Below are 26,922 nucleotides of genomic sequence, written 5' to 3' on the forward strand. Positions count from 1 at the left end.
GGGCATGTCCGGCCGCTAAAACCTGATGACGGAACGGATGACCTTCCCCTCGTGCATGAGGTCGAAGGCGTGGTTGATCCGCTCGAGGGGAAGCACCTCGGTGACCATGTCGTCGATGTTGATCTCGCCGGCGAGGTAGCGGTCGACGTAGCCGGGCAGCTGCGAACGGCCCTTGACCCCGCCGAACGCGGAGCCGCGCCAGACCCGGCCGGTCACCAGCTGGAACGGGCGCGTGCTGATCTCCTGGCCCGCGCCGGCGACGCCGATGATCACGGACTCGCCCCAGCCCTTGTGGCAGCACTCCAGCGCCGCGCGCATCACCCCGACGTTGCCGATGCACTCGAAGGAGTAGTCCACGCCGCCGTCGGTGAGCTCGACGACGACCTGCTGGATCGGCGTGTCGGGATGGTCCTTCGGGTTCACGAAGTCGGTGGCGCCGAGCATCCGCGCCATCTCGAACTTGGCCGGGTTGGTGTCGATCACGACGATGCGGCCGGCCTGCGCCATCACCGCGCCCTGCACCACCGACAGGCCGATGCCGCCGAGGCCGAACACCGCCACCGAGGCGCCCGGCTCGACCTTGGCGGTGTTGAGCACCGCGCCGATGCCGGTGGTGATGCCGCAGCCCAGCAGGCAGACCTTGTCCAGCGGCGCGGCGGGATTGATCCGGGCCACCGCGATCTCCGGCAGCACCGTGTACTCCGAGAAGGTGCTGCAGCCCATGTAGTGCAGGATCCGGCGGCCGCCGCTGGAGAAGCGCGAGGTGCCGTCGGGCATCAGGCCCTGGCCCTGGGTGGCGCGGATCGCCTGGCAGAGGTTGGTCTTGCCCGACAGGCAGAACTTGCAGGTGCCGCATTCGGGCGTGTACAGCGGGATGACGTGGTCGCCGGGCTTGACGCACATCACGCCCTTGCCGACCTCGCGGACGATGCCGCCGCCCTCGTGCCCCAGGATCACCGGGAACAGGCCCTCCGGGTCCGCGCCCGAGAGGGTGAAGGCATCGGTGTGGCAGACGCCGGTGGCGACGATCTGCACCAGCACCTCGCCCTCGCGCGGGCCCTCGACGTCCACCTCCTCGACGGACAGCGGCCTGCCCGCCTCCCAGGCCACCGCGGCGCGCGACTTCATGCTCCGCCCTCCGCCCTGCCTTCGCCCTGCCCCGCGCCTCGCTGCATCGCCGTCTCCGTGTGGGCCCCGTGGTCCGGTGGCGCGGCGCCCGCCGCATCGCCGGTGCATGCGGTTCCTTCAGCACGGGTCGTGCCAACGAGGACGATGCTGCGGCGCACCGCCGGCGGCACCGGCGCAGGTGCCCGCAGGCTGCTGCGCCGCGGCATCGGCGCGCCGCCCGCGACTGTCACGCCGGCGTGACAGTCGCTGTCACGGAAACGGCACAGCCGGTGTCACACCGCCGCGTGGCGATAGGCCCGCGGCCGCGGCCGGGGCCGGGGTTCGCGCCGTCGCGCGCGACGCGTTTATCCTCGGGGTCCCCCGCTCTCCCGCGACCGATGACGCCCAGCCACGTGACCGGCGACCGCAGCGTCGCCCTGCTCGACGAGACGATCGGCGCGATGCTCGCCCGCATCGCCGCCGCCCATCCGCAACGGCCCGCCCTGGTGGTGCGCGAACAGGGCGTGCGCCTGGACTACGCGGCCTTCGACGCCGCCGTGAACCGCCTCGCGGCCGGCCTGCTCGCCCTGGGGCTGGAACCCGGCGACCGCATCGGCATCTGGGCGCCGAACCGCGCGGAATGGGTGCTGATGCAGTTCGCCACCGCCCGCACCGGCCTGATCCTGGTCAACATCAACCCCGCCTACCGCACCCACGAGCTGGCCTACGCGCTGACCAAGGTCGGCTGCCGTGCGCTGGTGCTCGCGCGGCGCTTCAAGACCTCGGACTACCTCGGCCTGCTGCGCGAGCTGGCGCCCGAGCTCGATAGCGCCGCGCCCGGCGCGCTGGCCGCGGAACGCCTGCCGGCGCTGCGCGAGGTCGTCGTGCTGGGGCCCGGCGCGCCGGTCCCGGGCACCTTCGACTTCGACGCCATCGCCGCCTGCGAAGACCCCGCCGCGCACGCCCTGCTGGCGCGCACCGCCGCGGGCCTGGCGCCGGACGACCCGGTCAACATCCAGTTCACCTCGGGCACCACCGGCTCCCCCAAGGGCGCCACCCTGACCCACCGCAACATCCTCAACAACGGCTGGTTCGTGGGCGAGGCCATGCGCCTGACGCCGGACGACCGGCTGTGCATCCCGGTGCCCTTCTACCACTGCTTCGGCATGGTCCTGGGCAACCTCGCCTGCGTGACCCACGGCGCCTGCATGGTGATCCCCGGCGAGGGCTTCGACCCGCTGGCGACCCTGGAGACCGTCGCCGAGGAACGCTGCACCGGCCTGCACGGCGTACCGACCATGTTCATCGCCGAGCTCGAGCACCCGCGCTTCGGCGAGTTCGACCTGTCCTCGCTGCGCACCGGGATCATGGCCGGCTCGCCCTGCCCGGTGGAGGTGATGAAGCAGGTCGTCGACCGCATGCACATGGCCGAGGTCACCATCGCCTACGGCATGACCGAGACCAGCCCCGTCAGCTTCCAGACCACCCCCGACGACCCGCTCGACCGGCGCGTGGACTCGGTCGGCCGCGTACACCCCCACGTCGAGGTGCGCATCGTCGACGGCGAGGGCAAGGTGGTGCCGCGCGGCGAGACCGGCGAGCTGCAGACCCGCGGCTACTCGGTGATGCGCGGCTACTGGAACGACCCCGAGCGCACCGCCGAGGCCCTCGACGCCGAGGGCTGGATGCACACCGGCGACCTCGCCACCCTGGACGCCGACGGCTACTGCCGCATCGTCGGCCGCCTCAAGGACATGCTCATCCGCGGCGGCGAGAACGTGTACCCGCGCGAGATCGAGGAGTTCCTCTACACCCACCCCGACATCGCCGACGTGCAGGTGTTCGGCGTGCCGGACGCGAAGTTCGGCGAGGAAGTCTGCGCCTGGATCCGCCTGCGCGAGGGCGCGGCCCTCGACGCCGAGGGCGTCCGCGCCTACTGCCGCGGCCGCATCGCCCACTACAAGATCCCCCGCTACGTCCGCTTCGTCGACGCCTTCCCCATGACCGTCACCGGCAAGGTCCAGAAGTACCTCATGCGCGAGGCGATGGCCGGGGAGCGAGGAGTGAAGGATCAGGAGTGAGAAACGAGCGAGGACGGCCCGACTGCCGTCCCTCGTTTCCCACCTCCCAACCACGTCTCGGCCAGCTCCCTCCCCCCCGCACAGCGGGGGAGGGCTGGGGTGGGGGCGCTTGTCGGCGAGGCGCAAGCGACCGGAAGTCGACGAGCAGCGCGCTGCGCGCGCTTCACCCCCATCCCCGCCTTCCCCCGCAGGCGGGGGAAGGAGCAGGTCGCGCGCGGCGGGAGGTTGTGCTCTCTACCCGCCTTGTCGCTCTTCCCCACCGCGCCTCGTGACACACCCTACGCAGCACCGGCAGCCCCCTCCCCCGCGGACAGCGGGGGAGGGTTGGGGTGGGGGCGCTTTTCAGCGGGAGTGGGACGTCCGAAGCGGAAGCGACACAACCCGGCTACGCGGTACCGCGCCTCGCTCCTCTTCACTTCCAAAGCAGCGCGCGGCGCGCGCTCACCCCCATCCCAGCCTTCCCCCGCAGGCGGGGGAAGGAGCGGGTCGCGTACGGCGGGAGGTCGCGCGCTCTACCCGCGTTGTCGCTCTTCCCCACCGCGCCTCGTCAACACCCTACGCAGCACCGGCAGCCCCCTCCCCCGCACAGCGGGGGAGGGTTGGGGTGGGGGCGCTTTTCAGCGGGAGTGGGACATCCGAAGCGGAAGCGACACAGCCCGGCTGCGCGGTACCGCGCCTCGCTCCTCTTCACTTCCAAAGCAGCACGCTCCGCGCGCTCACCCCCATCCCAGCCTTCCCCCGCAGGCGGGGGAAGGAGCGGGACGCGTACGGCGGGAGGTCGCGCGCTCTACCCGCGTTGTCGCTCTTTCCCCACCGTGCCTCGTGACACACCCTACGCAGCACCGCCAGCCCCCTCCCCCGCACAGCGGGGGAGGGTTGGGGTGGGGGCGCTTTTCAGCGGGAGTGGGACATCCGAAGCGGAAGCGACACAGCCCGGCTGCGCGGTACCGCGCCTCGCTCCTCTTCACTGCCAAAGCAGCACGCTCCGCGCGCTTCACCCCCATCCCCACCTTCCCCCTCAGGCGCGGGGGAAGGAGCTGGCTGCGACGGAAGTGGACGAGAGAGCGCCGCGACCGCCCGCCCCTCGTTTCTCACTCCTCCCAACTCACTCCTCAGGCCGCGAACCCGTCGATCTCCAGCAGCAGGTCGCGGCGGCAGATGTCGGCGGCGAGCAGGAGCACGGGGGTCTGGGGGAGGCGCTCGGCGAGGATGCCGGCGATCTGCGGCGCGGTTTCCGGGTGCCGGACGTAGGCCTTGAGCACGGCCTCGGCGCCGAGCCGCGGCGGATGGGCGGGATCGGCGGCGGCCGCCGCCTGCACCAGGCTGTCGAGGTTGAGCAGGGTCTCGCCCAGCTGGGCGGCGACGTCGCCGGCGTGCACGGTCTCGTGGCCCACGATGCTGGCCGTGCCGGAGAGCATCAGCGGCAGGCCCGCGGCGTGCATGGCGCGGGCGAAGCTGGGGGGCTGCGGGCCGTACTGCCGCGGATAGCGGTAGGCGCTGACTTGGCGCGGGTTCTCGATCGCGGTGCCGGCCTCGCGCGCGCACAGCGCGTAGACCTGCAGCACGCTGTCCGGCCCCGCCGGGCGCTGGCAGCCGATCCCGGTGGCGGCGGCGAACTGCCGCGGCACCTCGCCCAGCCCCTGCGCACGACCGACGCAGAAGTGCCGGTAGCGCTCGTCGTCGCCCTCGCCGAGGGTGATGTCGTCGAAGTAGTTCCAGATGCGCAGCGGGTGGCGGTAGGGCGTGCCCTGCAGGAAGGCCCCCAGCCGGGCGTAGGCCTCGCGCGCCGCGGCACCGATCCCGGCCTCGCCCTCGACGACCTCGAAGGCGACGAAGGCGAGCCGGCCGTCGTGGGCGTAGGCGTGGCCGTCGTGCCGCGCCACCTCCACGGTGCCGGCGCTGCGCCAGACCTCGACCGGCGCCGGCCCGGCCAGCGGGCGCAGGCCGACGTCGAGGCGGCGCGGGTCGGCGTGGCGCGCGGGCGTCCCGGCGAAGCCGATCACCGCCAGCACCCGGGGGTCCGCCAGCAGGTGTTCGGCCGCAGCGTCCTCGTAGCCGACGCGCAGCGCGGACGGCGCCGGCGCGGTCCTGCCCAGCGGCCGGCTCACGAGCCGTCCCGCTGCAGCGTCTCGTCGACGATCTCGACCGTGCGCTGGCGCCGGCGGCGGCGCCAGTTGCCGAACGACTCGCGCAGCCGGCCGAGCGCGGTGATCCCGTAGAGCACGCGGAAGGCACGCAGGCGGCGGCGCACGCGCGGTGCGTCGAACACGTCGCCGGCGAGCATGGCGATGACCGCCTGCTCGATCTGCCAGGCGTTGCGCGGCTTGCGGAACAGCTCGCGCACGGCCGGCGCGTTGAAGCGCGTGATGAACCAGCTGAACTCGTCGAGCCCGCGCTTCAGGTCGCGCTCGAAGCGCCGCCGCAGGCGCGGTGCCGTCGCCGGCGCGCGCAGGCTGGCGTCGACCAGGTCGGCGGCGCGCTCCGCCCCGTGCATGGCGAGGAACACGCCGGACGAGAAGATCGGGTCGAGGAAGGCATAGGCGTCGCCGACCAGGGTCCAGCCGGGGCCGGTCATGCGCGTACAGGTATAGGAGTAGTTGCCGGTGACGTGCACCGGCGCGACCCGCTCGGCCCCGGCCATGCGCGCGGCGACCGCGGGGACCGACTCCAGCGTGCGCTGCAGGAAGCCCTCGGTATCGCCGCGGCGGGTCTTGAGGTATTCGGGATAGCACACCGCGCCCACGCTCATGACGTCGTCGGGCAGCGGGATCAGCCACATCCAGCCGTGCTCGAAGCGCTGCACGGTGATGTTGCCGGCGTCCTCGCCCGGCCGGCGCGCGACGCCGCGGTAGTGGCTGAACACCGCCGCCGACTGGTGCACGGGGTTCTTGCGCTTGAGCCCCAGCTTGCCGCCCAGGAAGGCGTCGCGGCCGCTGGCGTCCACCACGTGGCGGGCCTCGAAGCGCAGCGCCGTGCCGTCCTCGCCCACCGCGTCCACCGTCGCGGTGCCGTCCTCGGCGGCGGGCAGCGCCACGCGCAGGACGCGCACGCCCTCGCGCGCGTCGACGCCGGCCCCGCGCGCGTGCGCGAACAGCAACTGGTCGAAGTCGGCGCGCCGCACCTGGAAGGCGTGGTCGGCCTTGGGGTCGAGCGCGCGGGAGAAGCGGAAGGTGTTGTAGCGGGTGGCGTCCAGCGGGAAGTCGGCGCCGAGCTTGCGCACGCCGATGGCGGCGACCTGCTCGTACACGCCGAGCCGCTTCAGGATCGGCATGTTCATCGGCAGCAGCGACTCGCCGATGTGGAAGCGCGGATGCCGCGCCTTCTCCAGCAGGACCACGCGCCAGCCGCGGCGCGCCAGGAGCGTCGCCACCGTGCTGCCGCCGGGCCCGCCGCCGACGACCAGCACGTCCGTCGTCTCCACGGCCGCGGCACCGGGCCGGGGTGCGGCGGCGGCGGTCGCGTCGGAGGCGGAGGGGAGGGCGGACGGGGCGTCGTGCACGGGCGTCAGAGGTCGTTCCATGGCCCGGGCGAGGGCATCGCGCATGATACACTCCGCCGCCCTCTGGCCGGCGTGCTGCGTCGGCCGGGACCCCGCGACGGACACCCATGAGCCAGCAGACGCCCGCCGAAACCGAACTCGCCGAACTCCTCATCGAAGCGCTCAATCTCGAGGACGTGGCCGCGACCGACATCGACCCCGATGCGCCGCTGTTCGGCGACGGCCTGGGCCTGGACTCCATCGATGCGCTCGAACTGGCGCTGGCGATCTCCAAGCGCTACGGCTTCCAGCTGCGGTCCGACAGCGAGGAGAACCGCCGCATCTTCGCCAGCCTGCGTGCGCTCTCCGCGCACGTCGAGCAGCACCGCACCGCCTGATCCGCCGCGGCCGGGGTCCCGGCTGCACGCCCGCATCGTGGACGCCACTCCCGACACCCATCGCGCCGCGCTCCGCATCCCGGCGACGCACCCCGCCCTGCCCGGCCATTTTCCCGGGGAGCCGGTGGTGCCCGGCGTGCTGCTGCTCGCGCGGGTGATCGCCGCCGCCGAGCAGGCCTTCGGCATCGTGCCGGCGGCGCTGGACTTCCCGCAGGTGAAGTTCCTGGCCACCCTGCCGCCGGAGGAGGACGCCTGCATCGAGCTCGAACGACGCCACGACCGCATCCGCTTCCGCATCGTCCACGGCGAGACCGTGATCGCGCACGGCGACCTGACGACGAAGGACGCGACATGACCACGCACTGGACCGAACGACCCGAGGGCGGCGGCCGCTTCGCGCTGTGGCTGATCCGCTCCATCGGCCTGTACGGCGGACGGCCGGTGGCGCGGCTGCTGCTCTATCCCATCACCCTGTACTTCCTGGTCGTGCGCGGCCCCGAGCGCCGCGCCTCGCGCGCCTACCTCTCGCGCGTGTTCGGCCGCCGCGCCACCCTGATGGACGTGGCGCGGCACATCCACTGCTTCGCCTCGACCATCCTCGACCGGGTGTTCCTGCTGGCCGGGCGCGACCGCGCGCTCGACATCCGCACCCACGGCCTGGACCAGCTGGAGGCGGCGATGGCGCCCGGCCGCGGCGTGCTGCTGTTCGGCGCGCACCACGGCAGCTTCGAGGCCCTGCGGGTGCTCTCGCAGACCAACCCCGACGTGCGCGTGCGCGTGGTGTTCGACAAGGGCCAGAGCCCGGCCATGACCTGCCTGCTGGATGCGCTGAACCCGGGCATCGCCGAGACCGTCATCGACGCGCGCATGCCCGGCACCGCCATCGTGCTCGCCATCGGCGAGGCGGCCGCCTCGGGCGCCCTGATCGGCCTGCTCGCCGACCGTGCGCGGCGCGGCGAATCCTCGCTGCCGGTGCCCTTCCTCGGCAGCCCGGCCGCGTTCCCGACCGCGCCGGCGCTGATCGCCGCGGCGCTGAAGATCCCGGTGGTGCTGTGCTTCGGCCTGTACCGCGGCGGCAACCGCTACGACCTGCACTTCGAGCACTTCGCGGACTCGCTGGAGATCCCGCGCCGCGAGCGCGCCAGCGCGCTCGAGGGCATCCTGACCCGGTACGCACGGCGACTGGAGCACCATGTGCGCCTGGCGCCGTACAACTGGTTCAATTTCTTCGACTTCTGGCAGAACGATGGCGATGTTACGGATGCGTCCGCTGCTCCCGATCCTGCTGCTCGCGCTGCTCGCGCCCGCGCCCTGGACGCGCGCCGCGCCTGACGCCGACGCCGCGGCGCTCGACGCGCTGCTGGCCGACCTCGCCCGCCCGCCACCGAGCGCGGTGGACTTCGTCGAGGTCCGCGAATCCGCCCTGCTCGACGCCCCCGTGCGCAGCACCGGGCGCCTGGAACAGCCCGATGCCGACACCCTCGTCCGCGACGTGCGGACCCCGCAGCGCGAGCGCACCGTCATCCGCGACGGCCGCGTCGAGATGGAGCGCGAGGGCCGGCGCGTGCGCCGTTTCTCGCTCGACCGCGCCCCCGAGCTGCGCGGCCTGCTGGCGAGCTTCCGCGGCATGCTGGGCGGCGACAGCACGCTGCTGACCGAGCACTACCGCACCGCGCTGGAAACCGCCGACGACGGCCGCTGGAGCCTCTCCCTCGCCCCCCGCGACCCGCGCCTCGCCCAGCACGTGCGCCAGATCGTCCTGCAGGGCCCGAAGGGCGACGTCGCCTGCATGCACATCGAGCAGACCGAGAGCGGCGGCAGCCTCACCCTGCTCGGCCGCGCCGCCGAGCGCGCCGCCGACATCGACGACATGGACGCCCTCCGCGCCCTGTGCGGCGGGGAATGAGCGCGGGCGCCGAGGAGCGGGAAATGAGGCGCGAGGGACGCAGGCAAGGACAACCGCCCCGCCCTCCCTTCCCGCTTCGTCCCACGCGCTCCTCGACCGCCCCCTCCCCTGCGCAGCGGGGGAGGGTTGGGGTGGGGGCGCTTTGGGTCGAGGTGCGAGAAACCGGAAGTGAGAAACGAGAGCTCGGCGCGCTGGCCCACGCCCGCTTCGCGCTGCCCTCCCATCGCTCACGCAGCGCGCTGCGCGCGCTCACCCCCATCCCAACCTTCCCCCGCAAGCGGGGGAAGGGGCAGTTCTCGACGAGGCGTGAGGTATCAGGAGTGAGGAACGAGGCAAGCCACCGCTCCAGTCCTCGCGCCTCACCTCTCCCCACTCACTTCTCGACCGCCCCCTCCCCTGCGCAGCGGGGGAGGGCTGGGGTGGGGGCGCTCTGGGGCGAGGTGCGAGCAACCAGAAGCGAGGAACGAGCGTTCGGTGCGCTGGCCCACGCCCGCTTCGCACTGCCCTCCCCTCGCTCATACAGCACGGTGCGCGCGCTCACCCCCATCCCAACCTTCCCCCGCAAGCGGGGGAAGGGGCGGTTCTCGACGAGGCGTGAGGCATCAGGAGTGAGAATCGAGGCACGCCACCGCTCCAGTCCCCGCTCCTCACGTCTCCCCACGCGCTCCTCGACCGCCCCCTCCCTTGCGCAGCGAGAGAAGGGACGGGACGCGCATGGCGAGGAGACCGTGCTCTCCGCTCGACCCCTCGGCGCTTTCTCGCCCACCGCGCCCCGTCACCCGCCCTACGCAGCACCGGCAGCCCCCTCCCCTGCGCAGCGGGGGAGGGCTGGGGTGGGGGCGCTCTGGGGCGAGGTGCGGGAAGCCGGAAGTGAGAAACGAGAGCTCGGCGCGCTGGCCCACACCCGCTTCGCGCCCCCCTCCCCCCCCTCACGCAGCGCGCTGCGCGCGCTCACCCCCATCCCAACCTTCCCCCGCAAGCGGGGGAAGGGGCAGTTCTCGACGAGGCGTGAGGCATCAGGAGCGAGAAACGAGGCAAGCCACCGCTCCAGCCCTCGCGCCTCACTTCTCCCCACCCGCTCCTCGACCACCCCCTCCCCCGCGCAGCGGGGGGAGGAGCACTTCTCGACGACGAGGCGTGAGGCATCAGGAGCGAGAAACGAGGTACGCCACCGCTCCAGCCCTCGTTCCTCACGTCTCCCCACTCACTTCTCGACCGCCCCCTCCCCTGCGCAGCGGGGGAGAGTTGGGGTGGGGGCGCTCTGGGGCGAGGTGCGGGAAACCGGAAGTGAGAAGCGAGCGTTCTGCGCGCTGGCCCACACCCGCTTCGCGCTCCCCTCCCCTCGCTCCCCGGGCAGCGCGCGACGTGAGCGCATGCCCTTCGCCGCCCACCGGCCGGAGCGCACCCGCCCATGACCACACCATCCCGCCGCCTCGCCATCGCGGCCGCGTGGCTGTTCGCGCTGGCCCTGCTCGGTGGCCTGGTGGCGTCGCGCCTGGAGCTCAGCGGCGACCTGCGCCTGTTCATGCCGAGTCCGCAGACGCCGGCGCAGGCGCTGGTGATCGAGGAGCTCGGCGAGGGGCCGGGCTCGCGCCTGCTGCTGCTGGCGATCGAGGGCGCGGAGCCGGAGGTGCTGGCCGAGGACGCCCAGGCGCTGCGCGCGGCGCTCGAAGGCGACCCGGCCTTCGAGCTGGTCGCCAACGGCGAATTCGACGCCGAGGCCATCCCGCCCGAGCTGCTGCCCTACCGCTACCTGCTCACGCCGAGCTTCGACGACGCCCCGCTGGACGCCGCGCGCCTGCGCGAGGCGCTCGGCGAGCGGCTGGAGGACCTGGCCTCGCCGGCGGCGCCGATGGTCGAGCCGCTGGTCCCGCGCGACCCGACGCTGGAGATGCTCACGCTCGCCGAGAGCTGGCAGCCGCCGGTGCAGCCCGAGCTGCGCCACGGCGTCTGGTTCGACCGCGACGGCCGCGCAGCCCTCCTGCTGGTCGAGACGGCCGCCGCGGGCTTCGATCCGGACGCCCAGCAGGCGGTGCTGGCGCAGTTGCAGGCGACCTTCGAGGCGGTCCGCAGCGAGCCCGGCATGCACCTCACGATCAGCGGGCCGGGCGCGTTCTCCGTGCTGATGCGCGACAAGACCTCGGGCGAGGCGAGCACCCTCGGCGCCGCGGCCACCGTGGGCATGGTGCTGTTGCTGCTGTTCGCCTACCGCAGTTGGCGCGTGCCCCTGGTGGCGGTGCTGCCGCTGGCGAGCGCGGCCCTGGTGGGCCTGGCCGCGGTGAGCCTCGCCTTCGGCAGCGTGCACGGCATCACCCTGGCCTTCGGCTTCACCCTGATCGGCGTCGCCCAGGACTACCCGGTGCACCTGCTCAGCCACCGCCGCACGGACGTGTCGCCGTGGACGAGCGTGCGCGCCCTGTGGCCGACCCTGCTGACCGGCGTGGTCTCCACCTGCCTGGCCTACCTGGCGTTCTTCATCTCCGGCGTGGAAGGGCTGAAGCAGCTCGGCCTGTTCACCATCTGCGGCCTGCTGACGGCGGCGGCGACCACCCGCTTCCTGCTGCCCGCCCTGCTGGACACGCCGCGCCACGACCCGGCCGAGTCGCGGCGGCTGGACCGGGCGTGGAGCGCCCTGCTCGCCCTGCCCCGCCCGCGGTGGCTGGCGCCGCTGGTGGGCGCGCTCGCGCTGGCGGTCATCCTGCTGTCGCCGCGGCCGTGGTGGGAGAACGACCTGGCCGCGCTCACCCCCGTGCCCGAGGACCTGCTGCTGCGCGACGCCGCGCTGCGCCAGGACCTGGGCGCGCCCGACGTGCGCTGGATGATGGTGGTGCACGGCGCCGACGCCGAAGCCGTGCTGGCGCGCGAGACCGAGCTGGCCGGGGGGCTGGACGCCCTGGTGGCCGCGGGCGACATCGCCGGCTACGACACCGCCGCCCGCTACCTGCCGCCGGTGGCCGTGCAGCGTGCCCGCCAGGCGGCGCTGCCGGACGCACCCACGCTGGAGGCCGCCCTCGCCGAGGCCACCGCCGACCTGCCGTTCCGCGCGGGCGTGTTCGCACCCTTCCTCGCCGACGTCGCCACCGCGCGCGCGGCCGCGCCGCTGACGCCGGAGGCCGTGGCCGACACGCCGCTCGCGCTCAGCATCGAGGGCCTGCTGCTCGAACGCGAGCAGGACACGGTCGGGCTGGTCACGCTGAGCGGCGTGGACGACCCCGCGCCGCTCATGGCCTTCGCCGCCGCGGCGGGCGACGACGTGGAGCTGCTCGACCTCAAGGACGCGACCGAATCCCTCGTCGCCGCCTACCGCGAGCGCGTGCTGGCGGCACTGGGCGTCGCGGCCCTGCTGCTCGCCGCCGCGGTATGGATCGGCCTGCGCGACGCGCGCCGGGTCGCGGCCGTGCTGGTGCCGGTCGCCGTCGCCATGCTGGTCGTGGTGGCCGTGCTGCACGGCCTGGGGGTGACCTTCAACCTGTTCCACCTCATCGCGCTGATCCTCGGCGCCGGGCTGGGCCTGGACTACGCGCTGTTCTTCGAGCACGCCCGCGGCGACCGCCGGGAACAGCTGCGCACCTTCCACGCCGTGCTGGTGTGCGGCGCCTCCACCCTGCTGGTGTTCGCCCTGCTCGGGCTGTCCAGCATTCCCGTGCTGCGGGCCATCGGCACCACCGTCGGCCTCGCAGTGCTGGCAAACTTCGCCCTCGCGGTGCTGACGGTGCGCATCGCCCCACCATCGCGCAGGGAGGCGCCATGATCGTCCGCTCCGAACTCGAGACCCTCGTCCCGCACCAGGGCGCGATGTGCCTGCTCGACAGCGTGAAGCACTGGGACGACACCCGCATCGTCTGCCGCAGCGACGCCCACCGCCGTCCCGACATGCCGCTGCGCGACCGCGACGGCCGCCTGCGCAGCGTCAACCTGTGCGAGTTCGGCGCCCAGGCGACGGCCGTCCACGGCGGCCTCCTGGCCCGCGCCCACGGCGGCGCACCGCGCCCCGGCTTCCTCGTCGCCCTGCGCAGCGTCCGGCTGCACGTTCCCTTCGTGGACGCCCCCGGCACCCTCACCATCGACGCCGAGCGCCTGATGGGCGGCGACACCGGCTGGACCTACGCCTTCGAAGTCCGCCACCGCGACCACCTGCTCGCCGAAGGGCGGGTGGCGGTGATGCTGCGGGCGTAAGCCGCCGCACCGCGATCGCCGGGCTTCGCGCGCGGCACGGGCTCGGACGGCGCTGGAGGCAGCAGCAGAGCAGAAGCGCCCCCACCCCAGCCCTCCCCCGCTGCGCAGGGGAGGGAGCGGGTTGCACTGCGCGTGGAGCACGCCGCAGCGGATGCCGGCGCCGCGCGCCTGCGGAGCCGGCTCCTTCCCCCGCCTGTGAGGGAAGGCTCGGATGGGGGTGAGCGCGCTCAGCGCGCACCCACGATAGATTCCGAAGGGACCAGCACCCGCGACGCAAGGAGGCGTCCATGCGAAGGCCCCACCTGCTCCCGTTCGCCCGCGCCCTCCGCAGCGGCATGACCGACGCCGAACGCCACCTCTGGTGCCGCCTGCGCCGCCGCCAGCTCGACGGCCACCACTTCCGGCGCCAGCACCCGATCGGCGACTACATCGTGGACTTCGCCTGCATCGAACGACGGCTCGTCGTCGAGGTGGACGGCGGACAGCACGCCGCGTCGGCGGCAGACGCGGTTCGCGACCGATACCTGCGCCAGGCGGGCTTCCGCGTCCTGCGCTTCTGGAACCACGACGTCCTGCTCAGGACCGAGGCCGTGGCGGAGGAGATCCTCCGAGCGCTGCAGGCGGAACGACCCGGCGTGCCGGGGCCGTAGAAGCACAAGGCAAAAGCGCGCCCTCCCCAGCCCTCCCCCGCTTGTACAGCCCGGACACAAGGTGGACACCTGTTCGGCGAGATGGTGGACAGGTCATGCGAGGGCTCGCCCCGCGTCCACCTGGCCGGTCGTCAGGTCGATCCTGGCGACCCGGCAGGTACTCCAGTAGACCTCGTACCGCCCGTCCTCGGTGGTCGGGCGGAGTGCGACCCGCTCGCCCACGCAAGCCCGCCCCTTCCCCCGCCTGCGGGGGAAGGTTGGGATGGGGGTGAGCGCGCGCAGCGCGGGCCTCCACGGCGCTGGAGACCGCAGCAGAGCAAAAGCGCCCCCTCCCCAGCCCTCCCCCTCTCCGCGGGGGAGGGGCATGTGGCGGCGGAACGATTGGGAGAAGTGAAGTCGGAAGCGAGGCGCAGCAGTACACCCTTTTCACTCCTGATGCCTCACTCCTCGCAACCAGCGCCCCTCCCCCGCTTCGCAAGAGAGGGAGTCCGAACGCCGCGCGGGAGGTGCGTCGCACTATGGAGGCGACGGCGCGGTGGACAGGAAGGGCTCCACGGCAGATGCCGCACCACACGCCCATGCAAGCCAGCCCCTTCCCCCGCCTGCGGGGGAAGGCTGGGATGGGGGTGAGCGCGCAGCGCGGACCCGCAGCGCTGTAGACCGCAGCAGAGCAAAAGCGCCCCCTCCCCAGCCCTCCCCCGCTCCGCGGGGGAGGGGGCATGTGGCGGCGGAACGATTGGGAGAAGTGAAGTCGGAAGCGAGGCGCAGCAGTGCACCCTTTTCACTCCTGATGCCTCACTCCTCGCAACCAGCGCCCCCTCCCCCGCTTCGCAGGGGAGGGAGTCGAGCGCTGCGCGGGAGGCCGGCCGCTGGGCAGGGGAGCGCGAGACGCCGCCGACCGAGCGGAGAAGCCACCACCGCAACACAGATCCCCATCCGGACGCCGCCGTACGGCAGCGTCCGCAGGGGGCGCTGGGATAAACTCGGGTGTCCGGCCGTCCGGCCGACTCCCCCGCTTCTAGAACAGGTCCGCGACAGGGGTCGCGGGACCGGAGGACACGAATGAACTGGCTCAACGACATCCTCGCCAACGATCCCGATCCGACCGAGACCCAGGAATGGATCGAATCGCTGTCGGCCGTCATCCAGCGCGAGGGCGCGGAGCGCGCGCACCAGTTGCTGGAGGGCATGGTCGAGGTGACGCGCCGGGCCGGCGCCTTCCTCCCGTTCCAGCCGACCACCGAGTACGTCAACACCATCCCCGTCACACAGGAGGCCAAGAGCCCCGGCGACGCGGCGCTGGAGTGGCGCATCCGCTCGATCATCCGCTGGAACGCGCTCGCCATGGTCGTGCGCGCCAACCGCAAGCCGGGCGACCTGGGCGGCCACATCGCCTCCTTCGCCTCGGCGGCCACGCTCTATGACGTGGGCTTCAACCACTTCTGGCGCGCGCCGTCCGACGAGCACCCCGGCGACCTGCTCTACATCCAGGGCCATTCCAGCCCCGGCATCTACGCGCGCTCCTTCCTGGAAGGCCGCATCACCGAGGAGCAGCTCGACCACTTCCGCATGGAAGTCGACGGCAAGGGCATCAGCTCCTACCCACACCCCTGGCTGATGCCGGACTACTGGCAGACGCCCACCGTCTCCATGGGCCTGGGTCCGATCTCGGCCATCTACCAGGCGCGCAACTGGAAGTACCTCGAGGCGCGCGGCCTCATGCCCCGGACCGACCGCAAGGTGTGGTGCTTCCTGGGCGACGGCGAGACCGACGAGCCCGAGAGCCTGGGCGCCATCTCGGCCGCCGGCCGCGAGGGCCTGGACAACCTGGTCTTCGTCATCAACTGCAACCTGCAGCGCCTGGACGGCCCGGTGCGCGGCAACGGCAAGATCATCCAGGAGCTGGAAGGCCAGTTCCGCGGCGCCGGCTGGAACGTGCTGAAGGTGATCTGGGGCAGCTACTGGGATCCGCTCCTGGCGCGCGACACCAGCGGCCAGCTGCGCAAGCTGATGATGGAGACCGTCGACGGCGAGTACCAGAACTGCAAGGCCTTCGGCGGCGCCTACACGCGCGAGCACTTCTTCGGGAAGTACCCGGAGACCGCGCAGCTCGTCGCCAACCTGTCCGACGACGACATCTGGCGCCTCAACCGCGGCGGCCACGACCCGCACAAGGTCTACGCCGCCTACCACGCCGCCAGCCACCACAAGGGCCAGCCGACGGTCATCCTCGCCAAGACGGTGAAGGGCTACGGCATGGGCAAGGCCGGCGAGGCGCTCAACCCGACCCACCAGACCAAGAAGCTCGACGAGGAGGCCGTGCGCGCCTTCCGCGACCGCTTCAACATCCCGGTGGACGTGGACAAGCTTTCCGAGGTGCCCTTCTACCACCCGGGCGAGAAGTCCGACGAGGTGCAGTACCTCAAGGAGCGCCGCGCCCAGCTCGGCGGCTACCTGCCGCAGCGCCGCCGCAAGTCGGACGAGAGCCTCAAGGCGCCGAAGCTGGAGGTGTTCGACCGCCTGCTGAAGGATTCCGGCGAGCGCGAGATCTCCACCACCATGGCCTTCGTGCAGGCGCTCAACATCATCCTGCGCGACAAGCAGGTGGGCCCGCGCGTGGTGCCCATCGTGGCCGACGAGGCGCGCACCTTCGGCATGGAGGGCATGTTCCGCCAGCTCGGCATCTACGCCACCGCCGGCCAGAAGTACAAGCCGGTGGACCGCGACCAGCTGATGTTCTACCGCGAGGACGCGGCCGGCCAGGTGCTGGAGGAAGGCATCACCGAGGCAGGTGCGTTCGCCAGCTGGATGGCCTCGGCCACCAGCTACAGCACCAACAACCTGCAGATGCTGCCGTTCTACATCTACTACTCGATGTTCGGCTTCCAGCGCATCGGCGACTCCGCCTGGCAGGCGGCCGACATGCGCGCCCGCGGCTTCCTGCTCGGCGCCACCGCCGGCCGCACCACGCTCAACGGCGAGGGCCTGCAGCACGAGGACGGCCACAGCCACCTGCTGGCCGGCGCCATCCCCAACTGCCGCGCCTACGACCCCACCTTCGCGGGCGAGGTGGCCGTGCTGCTCCAGCACGGCATGCAGCGCATGCTGGAGGAACAGCAGGACGAGTACTGGTACCTCACCCTGATGAACGAGAACTACGCCCACCCGGCCCTGCCCGAGGGCGCGGCCGAGGGCGTCATCAAGGGCATGTACCTGTTCAAGGACGCCGGCAAGCCGAAGAAGAACGAACTGCGCGTGCAGCTGCTCGGCTCCGGCACCATCCTGCGCGAGGCCATCGCCGCGGCCGAGCTGCTGGACAAGGACTTCGGCGTGACCGCCGACATCTGGAGCTGCCCGAGCTTCACCGAGCTGCGCCGCGACGGCTTCGACGTGGAGCGCTGGAACCGCTTCCATCCCGAGGCCGAGCCGAAGAAGGCCTACGTCACCCAACTGCTGGAAGGCCGCCAGGGCCCGGCCATTGCCGCCACCGACTACGTGCGCGCCTACGCCGACCAGATCCGCGCCTTCGTGCCGATGAAGTACACCGTGCTCGGCACCGACGGCTTCGGCCGCTCGGACACCCGCGCCAACCTGCGCCGGTTCTTCGAGGTCGACCGCTACTACATCGCCCATGCCGCCATCGCCGCACTCGCGGCCGAGGGCAAGATGAACGGCAAGGACGTGGCGCGGGCGATCAAGGAGTACCGGATCGATCCGGAGAAGGTGAATCCGGTTGGGGTATAGGAAGAGCCCCCGGGGCCGGGGGCTTTCTTTCCAGCCTCCGCTTGGTGGCTGCCGCTGCGGATCTATACTTCAAGAAGCCCAGTGCAAGCACATCAAATGCTCTACAAGACGCCTCACGCAGCATGGAATCGAGTCAGCCAGCCGGGAGGTCATGCAGCCCTGTTTGTTGGCGATTGTTCAAAGCTTCTGTCCGCCATTCCCGATAGCTCAATTTCGCTCGTCATCACCTCGCCGCCATACTGCATGGGGAAAGAGTACGAGCCCTCTAATCGGATCGAGGATTTCGCGGAAGCGCACGAGTTACTGCTTGCAGAAGTTGCTCGGGTGCTGAAGCCAGGCGGGAGCGCATGCTGGCAAGTGGGATATCACGTCCAGCGGAATCGAGTTACCCCACTAGACTTCCTCGTGTACGACGTCGCTCAAAAATTTGCGCCGGAACTGGTGCTGCGAAACCGTATCATGTGGCACTTCGGTCACGGGCAACACTGTGACCGCCGATTCAGCGGTCGACACGAAACCATACTTTGGTTCTCGAAGGGCTCCGAGTACACATTTAACTTAGACGCAGTACGCGTGCCGCAGAAGTACCCGGGGAAGCGTGCTTCTCGAGGTCCACGCCAAGGCGAATACAGCGGTAATCCGCTTGGAAAGAACCCTTCTGATGTCTGGGACATTCCGAACGTCAAATCAAATCACGTTGAAAAGACGGATCATCCGTGCCAGTTTCCAGTGGCGCTCGCCCGAAGGCTCGTCGCAGCCCTCAGTTGCGCTGATGACGTCGTCCTAGATCCGTTCTCCGGCTCTGGCTCGGCAGGAGTCGCCGCGCTTCTGGAGGGGCGTAGATTTCTCGGCGCTGAGCTTTTGCCCGACTATGCAGCCATCGCTCGTGCGCGATTGTCGGACACCGTTGCGGGACGAGCGCGATTTCGTCCAGATGTCGAGGTCGAGCCGCCCCGACAGAACAGCGCCGTGGCTAGAAGACCAGAGCATTTTTGGCAGAATCAATCAGTCGAGATTGCGAAGCAAGGAGCATAGTCGTGCCGACGATTCAAGCAGATGCCAGTCCCGAGAAAAGGCTTTTCATATCGCTACTGACGCGGGACATTCCGCTGATCGCGGCATTTCTCGATCTAATCGACAATTCGATCAATGCAACCGTCGAGCCGCATTCCTCACGCCTGCGGTCCGCGGACCAATATCTTGAACTTTTTGGCGACTCAACGATAACCCCTCAAGTCGATATCAATATTTCTTTGTCCCCAGACAAAGTTGAGATTACCGATACCGCGGGCGGAATTTGCGCGAAGACTGCAAAAGAGCACGTGTTTAAGTTCGGCCGAGGAAATGAGCCGTCGAGCGGCACCGATCGCCTTTCCGTGTACGGAATCGGCCTCAAACGAGCCCTGTTCAAGCTTGGCAATAAGATCGTGATGCGATCTGATCACGTTGAAGGCGGCTTCGAGCTGAAGTTGGATGTTGCGAAATGGGCAAAGACCTCCGAGGAGCGGTGGACCTTCAACATCACGCCGAGAAAGCCAGTCCCGCCTGAGAAAACCGGTACCAGCATTGTTGTGACGGAGTTGTACGACGAGGTTACGAGGAGGCTCGAGGACGGAGTTTTCGAGTCCCAGTTGCGGGAGAGCATTGCGAAGACATATGCATACTATCTCGCAAAATTTGTCCGCATCAACGTTGGGAAGACAAGCATAGAGGGCATTAATCTTGAGCTTAGCGGCAACCATGCCTCTGAAAGCTTCGATTTCGACGGCGTCTCTTGCGCAATTACGGCAGGGATAGGCGTACCACAGGCAGGCGCGTTTCGAGACAAGTCAGCCGGATGGTTTGTTTTCTGCAATGGACGCGCAGTAGTGTCGGCAGACAAGTCACCCCTAACAGGCTGGGGCGGCAACGGTCTACCAATATTTCAACCCAAACACCGACCGTTCCTCGGGACTGTGTTCTTCGTATCCGACGACCCCGAGCGACTCCCTTGGACCACCACGAAGTCAGCGATCAACGAAGACAGTTCCGTCTGGCAGGCAACAAAAAGGCAGATGGCTGTATTGGGGCGAGTAGTCATCTCGTTCTTGGATGGCCGCTACACTGATGAAGGGACGGAAATACCAAGCAGAGATCTACAGGAGGCAATGGGCCCTTCAAAGGTCACTCCGCTTTCGGTAGCGGCGGGAAAGCAAAAGAAGAGTTTCAAGGCGCCAGAAAAGGTGTCGCAGCCCTCGGTGCGCATTCAGTACGACGCGCTAGTAGAGGACATTCGGAAGATCGCGAAGCATCTCAAGCGGCCAGGCATGTCCGGATCCGACGTGGGGCGACACACCTTCCACTACTTCCTGCGGAACGAAGTGGAGAGTGGCTAATGCCTCGCCCGGGTCGCTCAACCGCAAAATTCATTGCCTACGATCTGCGCCCAGCGAAACAGTCCGAGCGTGGACTGCTAGTCGATATGCTTCGGATTGGCGGCGACGTCGGCCTTTCGCTGCGCAACTACCGGTACGTAGGCATGGGCGCAAATCGGTTCTACGATTTCCTGCTGATTCACAAGTATCTCGGCCTGAGAAACATGGTGAGTCTTGAGTATGACGAAGACATGTATGAGCGCGCTCGCTACAACGCGCCTTATAGCTTCATAGACGTAAGAAATATGACAGTCGCTGACTTTCTGGCGTCAGATTCGTCTCGTGAGCCTGAGATTCTTTGGCTCGATTACGACGGCGGGATAGGTCCGGATATCGTCGCTGATATAAATGCGATCGGGAGCAGGCTCAAAGTTGGGGACTACTGCTTCATGACTGTATCTGGAGGTCCGCCTCGCGTGATGGATCAACTGTCAGACGCGGACCGTTTAGCAACGCTCCAAGACACGATGGGTGACGTATCTGGCAACGTTACGCTCGAAGATGTTGAACGATCGAACTTCCCCGACGCAGTACACAAAATCCTGAGCGCCTCATTCAAGAACGCGTTCGCTATGCGGACAGATGGTCGCTTTCGACCACTGCTTCAGGTCGAGTATTCTGACTCGATGCCAATGGTCACTGTAGGTGGTGCGCTGTTAGCCGACGGGACGTGGCACTCGTATCGCCAGAAGATGGCTCAGGCGCTTCCGTTTCTGCCGGCCGAGTGGTCGACCCTCTATACGATCCGCTCTTTTTATCTAACAGAGAAAGAGAGGGCTCTGTTCGATTTAGTAGCAACTAGTAGCAGGTCGAGGTCGCGGGAGAAGAACCTACTGAAGAAGATGGGTTTCAAGGACAAGGAGTTTGCGGCGTACGCAGAGCTGATCCGTTATTTGCCACGCTATGTCGAGACGGCAGTCTAAGAGCAGCGCAGCTAGTGGTGGCAGGTTCACCTCCTAACTCCGGCTGATTCCACGGGAAGAACAGGGTCAGAGACACCTCTCCCGGGGCGGAAACCGGAAGCGGCGGGCCAGGTTTATTACTTGCTGGCGGTTCTTCGGCAGTCACCGTCGCTCACCGCAGCTGGGAAAAACGGGGTCAGAGACACTTCTTTCGCAGCATCAACGGAGCCAGGACAGTTGCGCGCGGCGCTCAGCTCGGCAGCCTCTGAAAGCGGTCGTGAAGGCGCGTCTGGCTCGCTTACCCTGGGGAGCTTGAGAGGCAACAGGGGACGCATCAACCGTGGGATCACACCGCTGGCAGCGCTGGGCCTACGGCGCGTCGCTTGACGACTTCCTCGCGGCCGACCGTCACTCCGTCCTCGGGCACCTCACCAGCGCCTCCGACTTCGCCGTCGACGAGACACAGACTCGCGCGTGGCGCGAGCAGATCGACCTGCTCAAGGGCGTTCTCGCCGAGACGTCTGGGCCCGGAGCGATCTACTTTGAGTACGCGATCCCGCGCCTCGGCAAGCGCATCGATGTCATCCTGATCCTCGGGCACGTGCTGTACGTGCTGGAGTTCAAGGTGGGCGAGCGCACCTACACCGCCGGCGCGCTCGATCAGGTCTGGGACTATGCGCTCGACCTCAAGAACTTCCACGAACAGTCGCACATCCTGCCGGTCGTGCCTGTGCTCATCGCGACGGCCGCTTCCGCCGTCATGGACGCACAGCCGCTCATCTCGCATCACGACAGGCTCCTGCACCCCATCAAGGCAAGTGCGGCAACGCTGGCGGATGCCCTGCGCCAAGGCGCGGCGTTCTTCGATGGGCCGCTGATTGACTGGCGGGCGTGGCAAGCCGGCCGGTACCTGCCGACGCCGACCATCGTCGAGGCGGCTGCCGCGCTTTATGCCGGCCACGCTGTCGAAGACATCTCGCGCAGCGACGCCGGCGCGCAGAACCTTGCGCTGACCGCGAACCGGGTCAGCGCCATCATCGAGGACGCCCGCCAGCAGGGCCGCAAGGTCATCTGCTTCGTCACTGGTGTCCCGGGAGCCGGCAAGACGCTGGTCGGGCTCGACATCGCCAACCGCCACACCAGCAAGGACGATGCGCTCTACAGCGTCTTCCTGTCCGGCAATGGGCCGCTCGTGCGCGTACTGGTCGAGGCGCTGGCGCGCGACAAGGTGAGGCGCGCTGCCGAACGCGGGGAGCGCGAGCGGATCGGCGAGGCGCGCAGTGCCGTCAAGCAGTTCATCCAGGCCATCCACCACTTCCGCGACGACGGGTTGGTCGACGACAAGCCGCCGGTTGAGCACGTGGCGTTGTTCGACGAAGCCCAGCGCGCTTGGGACCACGCCAAGACCGCGGACTTCATGCGCAAGAAGCGCGGGCAGCCCGAGTTCGCCGCGTCGGAACCCGAGTTCCTCATCTCCTGCATGGACCGGCATGACGATTGGGCCGTCATCGTCTGCCTGGTCGGCAGCGGGCAGGAGATCAACACCGGCGAGGCCGGCATCAGCGCGTGGCTGGATGCAGTGCATACCAGATTCCCGCACTGGCATGTGTACCTGTCGCCCCAACTCGCGAGCATCGAGCACCGCGCTGTCGCGCAGCTCGACGCGCTGACTCAGCGTGCACAGGTCACGCAGGAAGTCAGCCTGCACCTGGCGACATCCGTCCGTTCGTTTCGATCGGAGCGCGTGTCCGAGTTCGTCAACCGCCTGCTGGCGCTGGAGCACGCGGAAGCCGCCGAGGCGCTGCGCGATGTCCTGCCCAACTTCCCGATCCGCCTCACCCGCGACTTGAATGCTGCCAAGCGCTGGCTCCGCGAGCAGGCGCGCGGCAGCGAGCGCTATGGGATTGTCGTCTCGTCGCAGGCCCAGCGCCTCAAGCCCCACGCCATCGACGTGCGCGCCACCATCGACCCGATCCACTGGTTCCTGCACGGCAAGGAGGACGTCCGCTCGTCCTACTACCTCGAAGACGTCGCCACCGAGTTTCAGGTGCAAGGCCTGGAGCTCGACTGGACCTGCGTCGTCTGGGACGGCGACCTGCGCGTCGGCCGCGACGGCTGGGAGTACTACGGCTTTGTCGGCGACAAGTGGCAGCGCGTCCTCAAGGAGGAGCGCCGCCGCTACCTGCTCAACGCCTACCGCGTCCTGCTGACGCGGGCCCGGCAAGGGATGGTGGTTGTGGTGCCGGAGGGGGATGCAGAGGATCCGACGCGGGCTGCAGGGTTCTACGACCCTGCTTACCGCCTGCTCGCGAGAACTGGCGTACCGCTGCTTTAGCGCGGCGTCACTCCTAGGATTCGTGCTCACCTTGCGGAGCCGAGCATGAAGAGACTCAGGTTCGTGGACCTGGACGCCAAGCTGGCTGCGCTGGCTGCACGCCAAGGCGGCGCAGCAAGCCCGCGTGCGGCAAGTAAGCGTTGGGAGGCGCACTTCTTGCTCACCGCTGCGGTTGGAGTAGCCATCGCGCTTATAGGCGCTCAGCTGCTCTCAGGAACTCTCGGCCTCACCGTGGCTTTGTTAGGGATAGCTGTTGAGTTCGCTGGCGTGCTCGGCTTTGGAACGGTGGTTCTGCGCCAGGAAATTCCTAAGCTGAGGCGCCCTCGGGAAGATTTCGCACGCGGCCTCGACGCAGACCGGGCTGAGTTCGAGAGGCTCGTCGCATGGCTTCGGGCGTTCCCCGCCGATGAAATCGCCCGCAGCCTGCGCTACTTGCGCGTGCGCCAGGACAGCCTCCACCAGCGGACCGGGCTGCTGACCGGCGGCGTTGAGCGACTCGGCGTACTGCCAATCCTCATCGCGCTATACCTGCAGTTCAAGGACTGGCGCTTCGGCGACTGGCAGGCGTTGGGCGATATCACACTCGTGGGTGGAATCCTGGCGATGTTTGTCCTGATGATGTTCGCCTTGGGCTACCTGGCGGTTGCGCTGCGCGTCAGGCTCGACCTGATGGTCTACCTGCTCACTGAGGCAGCTACGGCCGCCGGCACATCACCACATGTAGAGGACTCGGAAGCACATGCCGATCGGTAGGAAGTTCGAGCGCGACATCGACCTGCTCCTCGCCGAGGAGTTCATGGTCAACGAGCAGTTCGCCGCCTGGTTCCTCTCGAGGTCCCGGCTGTCGCACGAGGTCGGCGCGCGGGTGGTCGACGTGGATGTGTCCAAAGCCACGAGCGAAGGTGAGTCGGACCTCATCGTCTACTACGAACGCGGCAGCGGGGAGCGCGTTGCGCTCTTCATTGAGGACAAGATCAACGCACCGCTGCAACCCGAGCAGGCGAAGCGATACGTCAGTCGCGCCGAGGCGCTGCTGGCGGGCGGCGACCTAGAGGCCGTGGACTATGTCCTCTGCGCGCCGGCTGCGTACATCAAAAGCTGCCCCGCCGGGGCGATCGACGAGTTTACGACCCGCCTGAGCTATGAGGATCTTGCAGAGCATTTCGCCGCAGCGGGCACGTCGCTGAGAGCGCAGTACCGGGCCCGTTTCCTCCGCGAGGCAGCCTGCAAGCATAAGACCCACTGGGAACGACAGATCGATGATGCGACAAACGCCTTCTGGGATGCCGCATACGCGCTTGCCTCGCGCGAGTATCCGATCCTCGAGATGGGAAAGAAGACGTACACGAAGAACCAGACGTGGATCACGTTCAGGCCCCGGGACTTCCCGACGATGCCGCAGAAGGTCGAGATTCACTACAAGGGCGACCGAGGCTTCGTCGACCTCGCCTTCGGCAGCACCAGCGCGCACCGGATGCACACGGCGCTCCGCTCGAAACTTCCGGCTGACATGACGCTGCACCAGACAGGCCGAAGCACGTCGCTGAGAATCGAAGTGCCTGCTTACTCCATCGCCGCGGGGTGGGACGCAGGCCGTGGTGCAGTGACCGCAGGCTTTGCCGCAGCGGCTCGCTTGATCTCGTTCTTCCGGGAGCACCGGGACGAACTGATGGCCGCGGCCGTTGCGTCGCGCTCGACCTCCTGACGCTGGCCCACCTGCCGCGCCTTCCTACCGCCGCAACTCCGGCGTCCTCTTCTCCAAAGTCCGCATCGACGCCTCGTTCCGCCGCGCCCCCGCTGGCCTGCAGCCACACGCTGGACTAAAACCTCTCGACCCTTCGGCGTCAGGCGCGCATTCTTGTGCATGTTGTTCCCCTCGCTGGAATGGAAATGACGTCTGGCGACATCAACTTCCTCCCCAGTCAGAGGGGAACAACCTCCTGAAACCTCACACCTAACCGCGCCTGAGCCGAGACGGACGACTGCACATCGCTATGGGCGCTCGCGCGACGTGGTTGTAGCGTCATCTCATCCCGCCGAGGCGGTGTGGCTAGCACTCGTTGTTACGGAGCGCGGTGAGCCAGATTTCCGCCGCGCCATAACCCATGAGCACATCTCTGGGCAGCTCCTTCGTCTCGTACTGCAGCCCCGGTCGTTCCGCGACAAAACGCAGTTGATCGTCGTACCGGGAAACGATGACGTTGCCATCGACAATGCGATGGAACTCGGGGAGCGGCCAAGCGGCCCTGGACCAGCCATCGATGATGCCGACCACGTACCACGACCCGTTCAATAGCCCCAGGTCGCCAACCTGCGCGATGAGGTCTGCGCGCTCGGCGGACAATGTGGCGCGGCCTTCTTGCACGTCTTCACCGTCACACACAAAGAAGTAGGCGAGGATCGTCCCCTTCCCATCCATCCGCGCGACAACGCCCAAAGCCTGTCGGCCATCGCGGAGAGGCAGCAGGAACAGCGAGCCTTCCTTGTACGGGAGAGATTTCACTCTCATGACGCGTTGCTCCTCGAGCGGAGCTGCGATCGCATGTCGCAGCGTGTCAATGCGGCGCTGCTCCGACCCGCAGGGCTCAGCCCTGCTTTTTGATCCGCGCCTTCAGCTCCTTCAACACCCTTCGCTGCTCCGTGAGCGGGAGCTTGGCGAAGTAATGATGGCCGCCGATCTCTTCGGAGTCAGCATAGAGCGCCGCCAACGGCATCCCAGGCGCATCTGCCAGCTTCTTCGCGGCACGCAGGTCGCACTCGTTGCCCCCGCTCGTAGCGGTTGATCCGCGTGCACACCACGTCAGCAGCGAATCAAACGAGCCGCATTTATCGCGAGGCCTTTTCCAGCAAGCCGCCGATACGCGCAACCGTATCGGGTTCGTGCCAACGCCTCAGATCCTCGATGTAATGGGGGATCAGGTCGTTCCCCTCCCGATCGACCAGTCCCGGATGCGCCCCAGCCTCAAGCAACACCTCGACGATCTCGGGGTTTCCTGCACGGATCGCCAGTGTCAGCGGCGAGATCAGCGGCATGACAGGCAGGTAATCGTCCGGAAATGCCACATCCACCTCTGCGCCATGACGGATCAGCGATCTGATGATGCAAGCATCGCCACTCGAAACGGCCATGAACAACACCGGCAAGTGCTGCAGGCGCATGTAGTCCTCGAAGGTTCCCGTTGCCGACGCACCATCGACAAGGCGGGCCTCCACCGCAGCACAATCACGGTCGGCGATTGCATCCATCAACCCCGGGTCAAGGGCATTTTCATCGCCGACGGCAGGCAGTGGCAGAACAACAAGCACTGCCAGACACCAGGCAGCCGCGCAGCGAACACCAAACACCCTCTTCACTCCTTATCTCCTTGTCCGAATTCCAACTCTGCACAGGCCTACATCTGTTGATCGAAGCGGTGGGCCGATGCAGAACGGCTGCATCGAACGCTTCAACAGGACCTTCCGCAACCGCCACAACCATCCGCATCGCGCAACGGGCTGCCCCGAGACGAAGACGTGCCCCTGCCTTAACGCAGAAGCGATAGACACGGTCGCTTGCCACGCCGATCAGTGTGATCAAATCGCAGCGGGCGCGGGACTACCCTTCGCAACCCATCAACCGCGTGCCCCTGACCCAACGAAACAAATCCCACAAGGCTAGTTGCCACCATTGCTCATCCGGATGGTCAGAGGCGCCGCCCCAGGCCCTGCCGTTAATCCGACAGCATCTCCAA

At 68.5% G+C, this 26,922-nt stretch carries 20 protein-coding genes; 15 read left to right on the forward strand and 5 right to left on the reverse strand.

What is annotated here, in order from left to right; genetic code table 11:
- Positions 1–15 precede the first annotated feature (15 nt).
- Entirely contained in the window at positions 16–1,128 is a 1,113-nt protein-coding gene (locus ACFO3Q_RS01690) for an S-(hydroxymethyl)glutathione dehydrogenase/class III alcohol dehydrogenase (protein ID WP_377002849.1), read from the reverse strand.
- Positions 1,129–1,505: 377 nt separating this feature from the next.
- Here ACFO3Q_RS01690 and ACFO3Q_RS01695 point away from each other — a divergent pair, with 377 nt between their 5' ends.
- On the forward strand, positions 1,506–3,188 hold the full coding sequence (locus ACFO3Q_RS01695; RefSeq protein WP_377002850.1) for an AMP-binding protein: 1,683 nt from the start codon (positions 1,506–1,508) through the stop codon (positions 3,186–3,188).
- Between the two features lie 1,112 nt (positions 3,189–4,300).
- On the opposite strand, the gene ACFO3Q_RS01700 is transcribed toward ACFO3Q_RS01695, so the two are convergent.
- Positions 4,301–5,296: a chorismate transformation FkbO/Hyg5 family protein gene (locus ACFO3Q_RS01700; RefSeq protein WP_377002852.1), complete on the reverse strand. Its 996-nt coding sequence runs from the start codon at positions 5,294–5,296 to the stop codon at positions 4,301–4,303.
- Positions 5,293–6,732: an NAD(P)/FAD-dependent oxidoreductase gene (locus ACFO3Q_RS01705; protein ID WP_377002853.1), complete on the reverse strand. Its 1,440-nt coding sequence runs from the start codon at positions 6,730–6,732 to the stop codon at positions 5,293–5,295. Before ACFO3Q_RS01705 ends, ACFO3Q_RS01700 begins: the two co-directional genes overlap by 4 nt.
- 62 nt (positions 6,733–6,794) lie before the next feature.
- Between ACFO3Q_RS01705 and ACFO3Q_RS01710 the strand changes: the two genes are divergently transcribed.
- The 14 genes from ACFO3Q_RS01710 (at position 6,795) to ACFO3Q_RS01775 (ending at position 24,896) form a co-directional block, all read left to right on the forward strand.
- Positions 6,795–7,064 carry a phosphopantetheine-binding protein gene (locus ACFO3Q_RS01710; RefSeq protein ID WP_377002855.1) on the forward strand — a complete coding sequence of 90 codons (270 nt, stop codon included), beginning with the start codon at positions 6,795–6,797 and terminating at the stop codon, positions 7,062–7,064.
- Between the two features lie 37 nt (positions 7,065–7,101).
- Positions 7,102–7,419 (forward strand): ApeI family dehydratase, encoded by a 318-nt coding sequence (locus ACFO3Q_RS01715; protein WP_377002856.1) that lies wholly within the window; start codon positions 7,102–7,104, stop codon positions 7,417–7,419.
- Positions 7,416–8,396, forward strand: a complete 981-nt coding sequence (locus ACFO3Q_RS01720) for an LpxL/LpxP family acyltransferase (RefSeq protein ID WP_377002857.1) — start codon at positions 7,416–7,418, stop codon at positions 8,394–8,396. The genes ACFO3Q_RS01715 and ACFO3Q_RS01720 overlap by 4 nt, the downstream gene beginning before the upstream one ends.
- A complete protein-coding gene (locus ACFO3Q_RS01725; RefSeq protein ID WP_377002858.1) occupies positions 8,326–8,970 on the forward strand; it encodes a LolA-related protein in 645 nt (214 codons plus the stop codon). Before ACFO3Q_RS01720 ends, ACFO3Q_RS01725 begins: the two co-directional genes overlap by 71 nt.
- Before the next feature lie 1,411 nt (positions 8,971–10,381).
- Positions 10,382–12,721 carry an MMPL family transporter gene (locus tag ACFO3Q_RS01730; RefSeq protein ID WP_377002859.1) on the forward strand — a complete coding sequence of 780 codons (2,340 nt, stop codon included), beginning with the start codon at positions 10,382–10,384 and terminating at the stop codon, positions 12,719–12,721.
- Complete coding sequence (locus ACFO3Q_RS01735; RefSeq protein WP_377002860.1) at positions 12,718–13,146, forward strand: hotdog family protein; 429 nt, start codon at positions 12,718–12,720, stop codon at positions 13,144–13,146. The genes ACFO3Q_RS01730 and ACFO3Q_RS01735 overlap by 4 nt, the downstream gene beginning before the upstream one ends.
- Before the next feature lie 287 nt (positions 13,147–13,433).
- Entirely contained in the window at positions 13,434–13,796 is a 363-nt protein-coding gene (locus tag ACFO3Q_RS01740; RefSeq protein WP_377002861.1) for an endonuclease domain-containing protein, read from the forward strand.
- Between the two features lie 1,062 nt (positions 13,797–14,858).
- Positions 14,859–17,540: a pyruvate dehydrogenase (acetyl-transferring), homodimeric type gene (aceE, locus tag ACFO3Q_RS01745; RefSeq protein WP_377002862.1), complete on the forward strand. Its 2,682-nt coding sequence runs from the start codon at positions 14,859–14,861 to the stop codon at positions 17,538–17,540.
- Positions 17,541–17,636: 96 nt separating this feature from the next.
- Positions 17,637–18,575 (forward strand): DNA-methyltransferase, encoded by a 939-nt coding sequence (locus tag ACFO3Q_RS01750; RefSeq protein ID WP_377002863.1) that lies wholly within the window; start codon positions 17,637–17,639, stop codon positions 18,573–18,575.
- A 2-nt stretch (positions 18,576–18,577) separates the two neighbouring features.
- Positions 18,578–19,915, forward strand: coding sequence for an ATP-binding protein (locus ACFO3Q_RS01755; protein ID WP_377002864.1), 1,338 nt, complete (start codon positions 18,578–18,580; stop codon positions 19,913–19,915).
- Positions 19,915–20,877, forward strand: coding sequence for an O-methyltransferase (locus tag ACFO3Q_RS01760; protein ID WP_377002866.1), 963 nt, complete (start codon positions 19,915–19,917; stop codon positions 20,875–20,877). The genes ACFO3Q_RS01755 and ACFO3Q_RS01760 overlap by 1 nt, the downstream gene beginning before the upstream one ends.
- Before the next feature lie 319 nt (positions 20,878–21,196).
- A complete protein-coding gene (locus ACFO3Q_RS01765; protein ID WP_377002867.1) occupies positions 21,197–23,191 on the forward strand; it encodes a DUF2075 domain-containing protein in 1,995 nt (664 codons plus the stop codon).
- A 45-nt stretch (positions 23,192–23,236) separates the two neighbouring features.
- Positions 23,237–23,944: a hypothetical protein gene (locus ACFO3Q_RS01770; protein ID WP_377002868.1), complete on the forward strand. Its 708-nt coding sequence runs from the start codon at positions 23,237–23,239 to the stop codon at positions 23,942–23,944.
- Positions 23,931–24,896: a hypothetical protein gene (locus ACFO3Q_RS01775; RefSeq protein ID WP_377002870.1), complete on the forward strand. Its 966-nt coding sequence runs from the start codon at positions 23,931–23,933 to the stop codon at positions 24,894–24,896. Before ACFO3Q_RS01770 ends, ACFO3Q_RS01775 begins: the two co-directional genes overlap by 14 nt.
- Positions 24,897–25,241: 345 nt before the next feature.
- Here the strand turns inward: ACFO3Q_RS01775 and ACFO3Q_RS01780 are convergent, their stop codons facing one another.
- A complete protein-coding gene (locus ACFO3Q_RS01780; RefSeq protein WP_377002872.1) occupies positions 25,242–25,700 on the reverse strand; it encodes an Imm26 family immunity protein in 459 nt (152 codons plus the stop codon).
- Between the two features lie 317 nt (positions 25,701–26,017).
- Positions 26,018–26,545 (reverse strand): ankyrin repeat domain-containing protein, encoded by a 528-nt coding sequence (locus ACFO3Q_RS01785; RefSeq protein ID WP_377002873.1) that lies wholly within the window; start codon positions 26,543–26,545, stop codon positions 26,018–26,020.
- Positions 26,546–26,922: the final 377 nt, after the last annotated feature.

This window comes from Coralloluteibacterium thermophilum (assembly GCF_042654365.1).
Taxonomy (GTDB): Bacteria; Pseudomonadota; Gammaproteobacteria; order Xanthomonadales; family Xanthomonadaceae; genus Coralloluteibacterium; species Coralloluteibacterium thermophilum.

Excerpts from the sequence above, each read along its gene's own strand:
- ACFO3Q_RS01780 (WP_377002872.1), bottom strand. The coding sequence starts at position 25,700 with ATGAGAGTGAAATCTCTCCCGTACAAGGAAGGCTCGCTGTTCCTGCTG.
- ACFO3Q_RS01735 (WP_377002860.1), top strand. The coding sequence starts at position 12,718 with ATGATCGTCCGCTCCGAACTCGAGACCCTCGTCCCGCACCAGGGCGCG.
- aceE (WP_377002862.1), top strand. The coding sequence starts at position 14,859 with ATGAACTGGCTCAACGACATCCTCGCCAACGATCCCGATCCGACCGAG.
- ACFO3Q_RS01740 (WP_377002861.1), top strand. The coding sequence starts at position 13,434 with ATGCGAAGGCCCCACCTGCTCCCGTTCGCCCGCGCCCTCCGCAGCGGC.
- ACFO3Q_RS01710 (WP_377002855.1), top strand. The coding sequence starts at position 6,795 with ATGAGCCAGCAGACGCCCGCCGAAACCGAACTCGCCGAACTCCTCATC.
- ACFO3Q_RS01695 (WP_377002850.1), top strand. The coding sequence starts at position 1,506 with ATGACGCCCAGCCACGTGACCGGCGACCGCAGCGTCGCCCTGCTCGAC.
- ACFO3Q_RS01725 (WP_377002858.1), top strand. The coding sequence starts at position 8,326 with ATGCGTCCGCTGCTCCCGATCCTGCTGCTCGCGCTGCTCGCGCCCGCG.
- ACFO3Q_RS01760 (WP_377002866.1), top strand. The coding sequence starts at position 19,915 with ATGCCTCGCCCGGGTCGCTCAACCGCAAAATTCATTGCCTACGATCTG.
- ACFO3Q_RS01730 (WP_377002859.1), top strand. The coding sequence starts at position 10,382 with ATGACCACACCATCCCGCCGCCTCGCCATCGCGGCCGCGTGGCTGTTC.
- ACFO3Q_RS01770 (WP_377002868.1), top strand. The coding sequence starts at position 23,237 with ATGAAGAGACTCAGGTTCGTGGACCTGGACGCCAAGCTGGCTGCGCTG.
- ACFO3Q_RS01705 (WP_377002853.1), bottom strand. The coding sequence starts at position 6,732 with ATGCGCGATGCCCTCGCCCGGGCCATGGAACGACCTCTGACGCCCGTG.
- ACFO3Q_RS01750 (WP_377002863.1), top strand. The coding sequence starts at position 17,637 with ATGCTCTACAAGACGCCTCACGCAGCATGGAATCGAGTCAGCCAGCCG.
- ACFO3Q_RS01775 (WP_377002870.1), top strand. The coding sequence starts at position 23,931 with ATGCCGATCGGTAGGAAGTTCGAGCGCGACATCGACCTGCTCCTCGCC.
- ACFO3Q_RS01720 (WP_377002857.1), top strand. The coding sequence starts at position 7,416 with ATGACCACGCACTGGACCGAACGACCCGAGGGCGGCGGCCGCTTCGCG.
- ACFO3Q_RS01690 (WP_377002849.1), bottom strand. The coding sequence starts at position 1,128 with ATGAAGTCGCGCGCCGCGGTGGCCTGGGAGGCGGGCAGGCCGCTGTCC.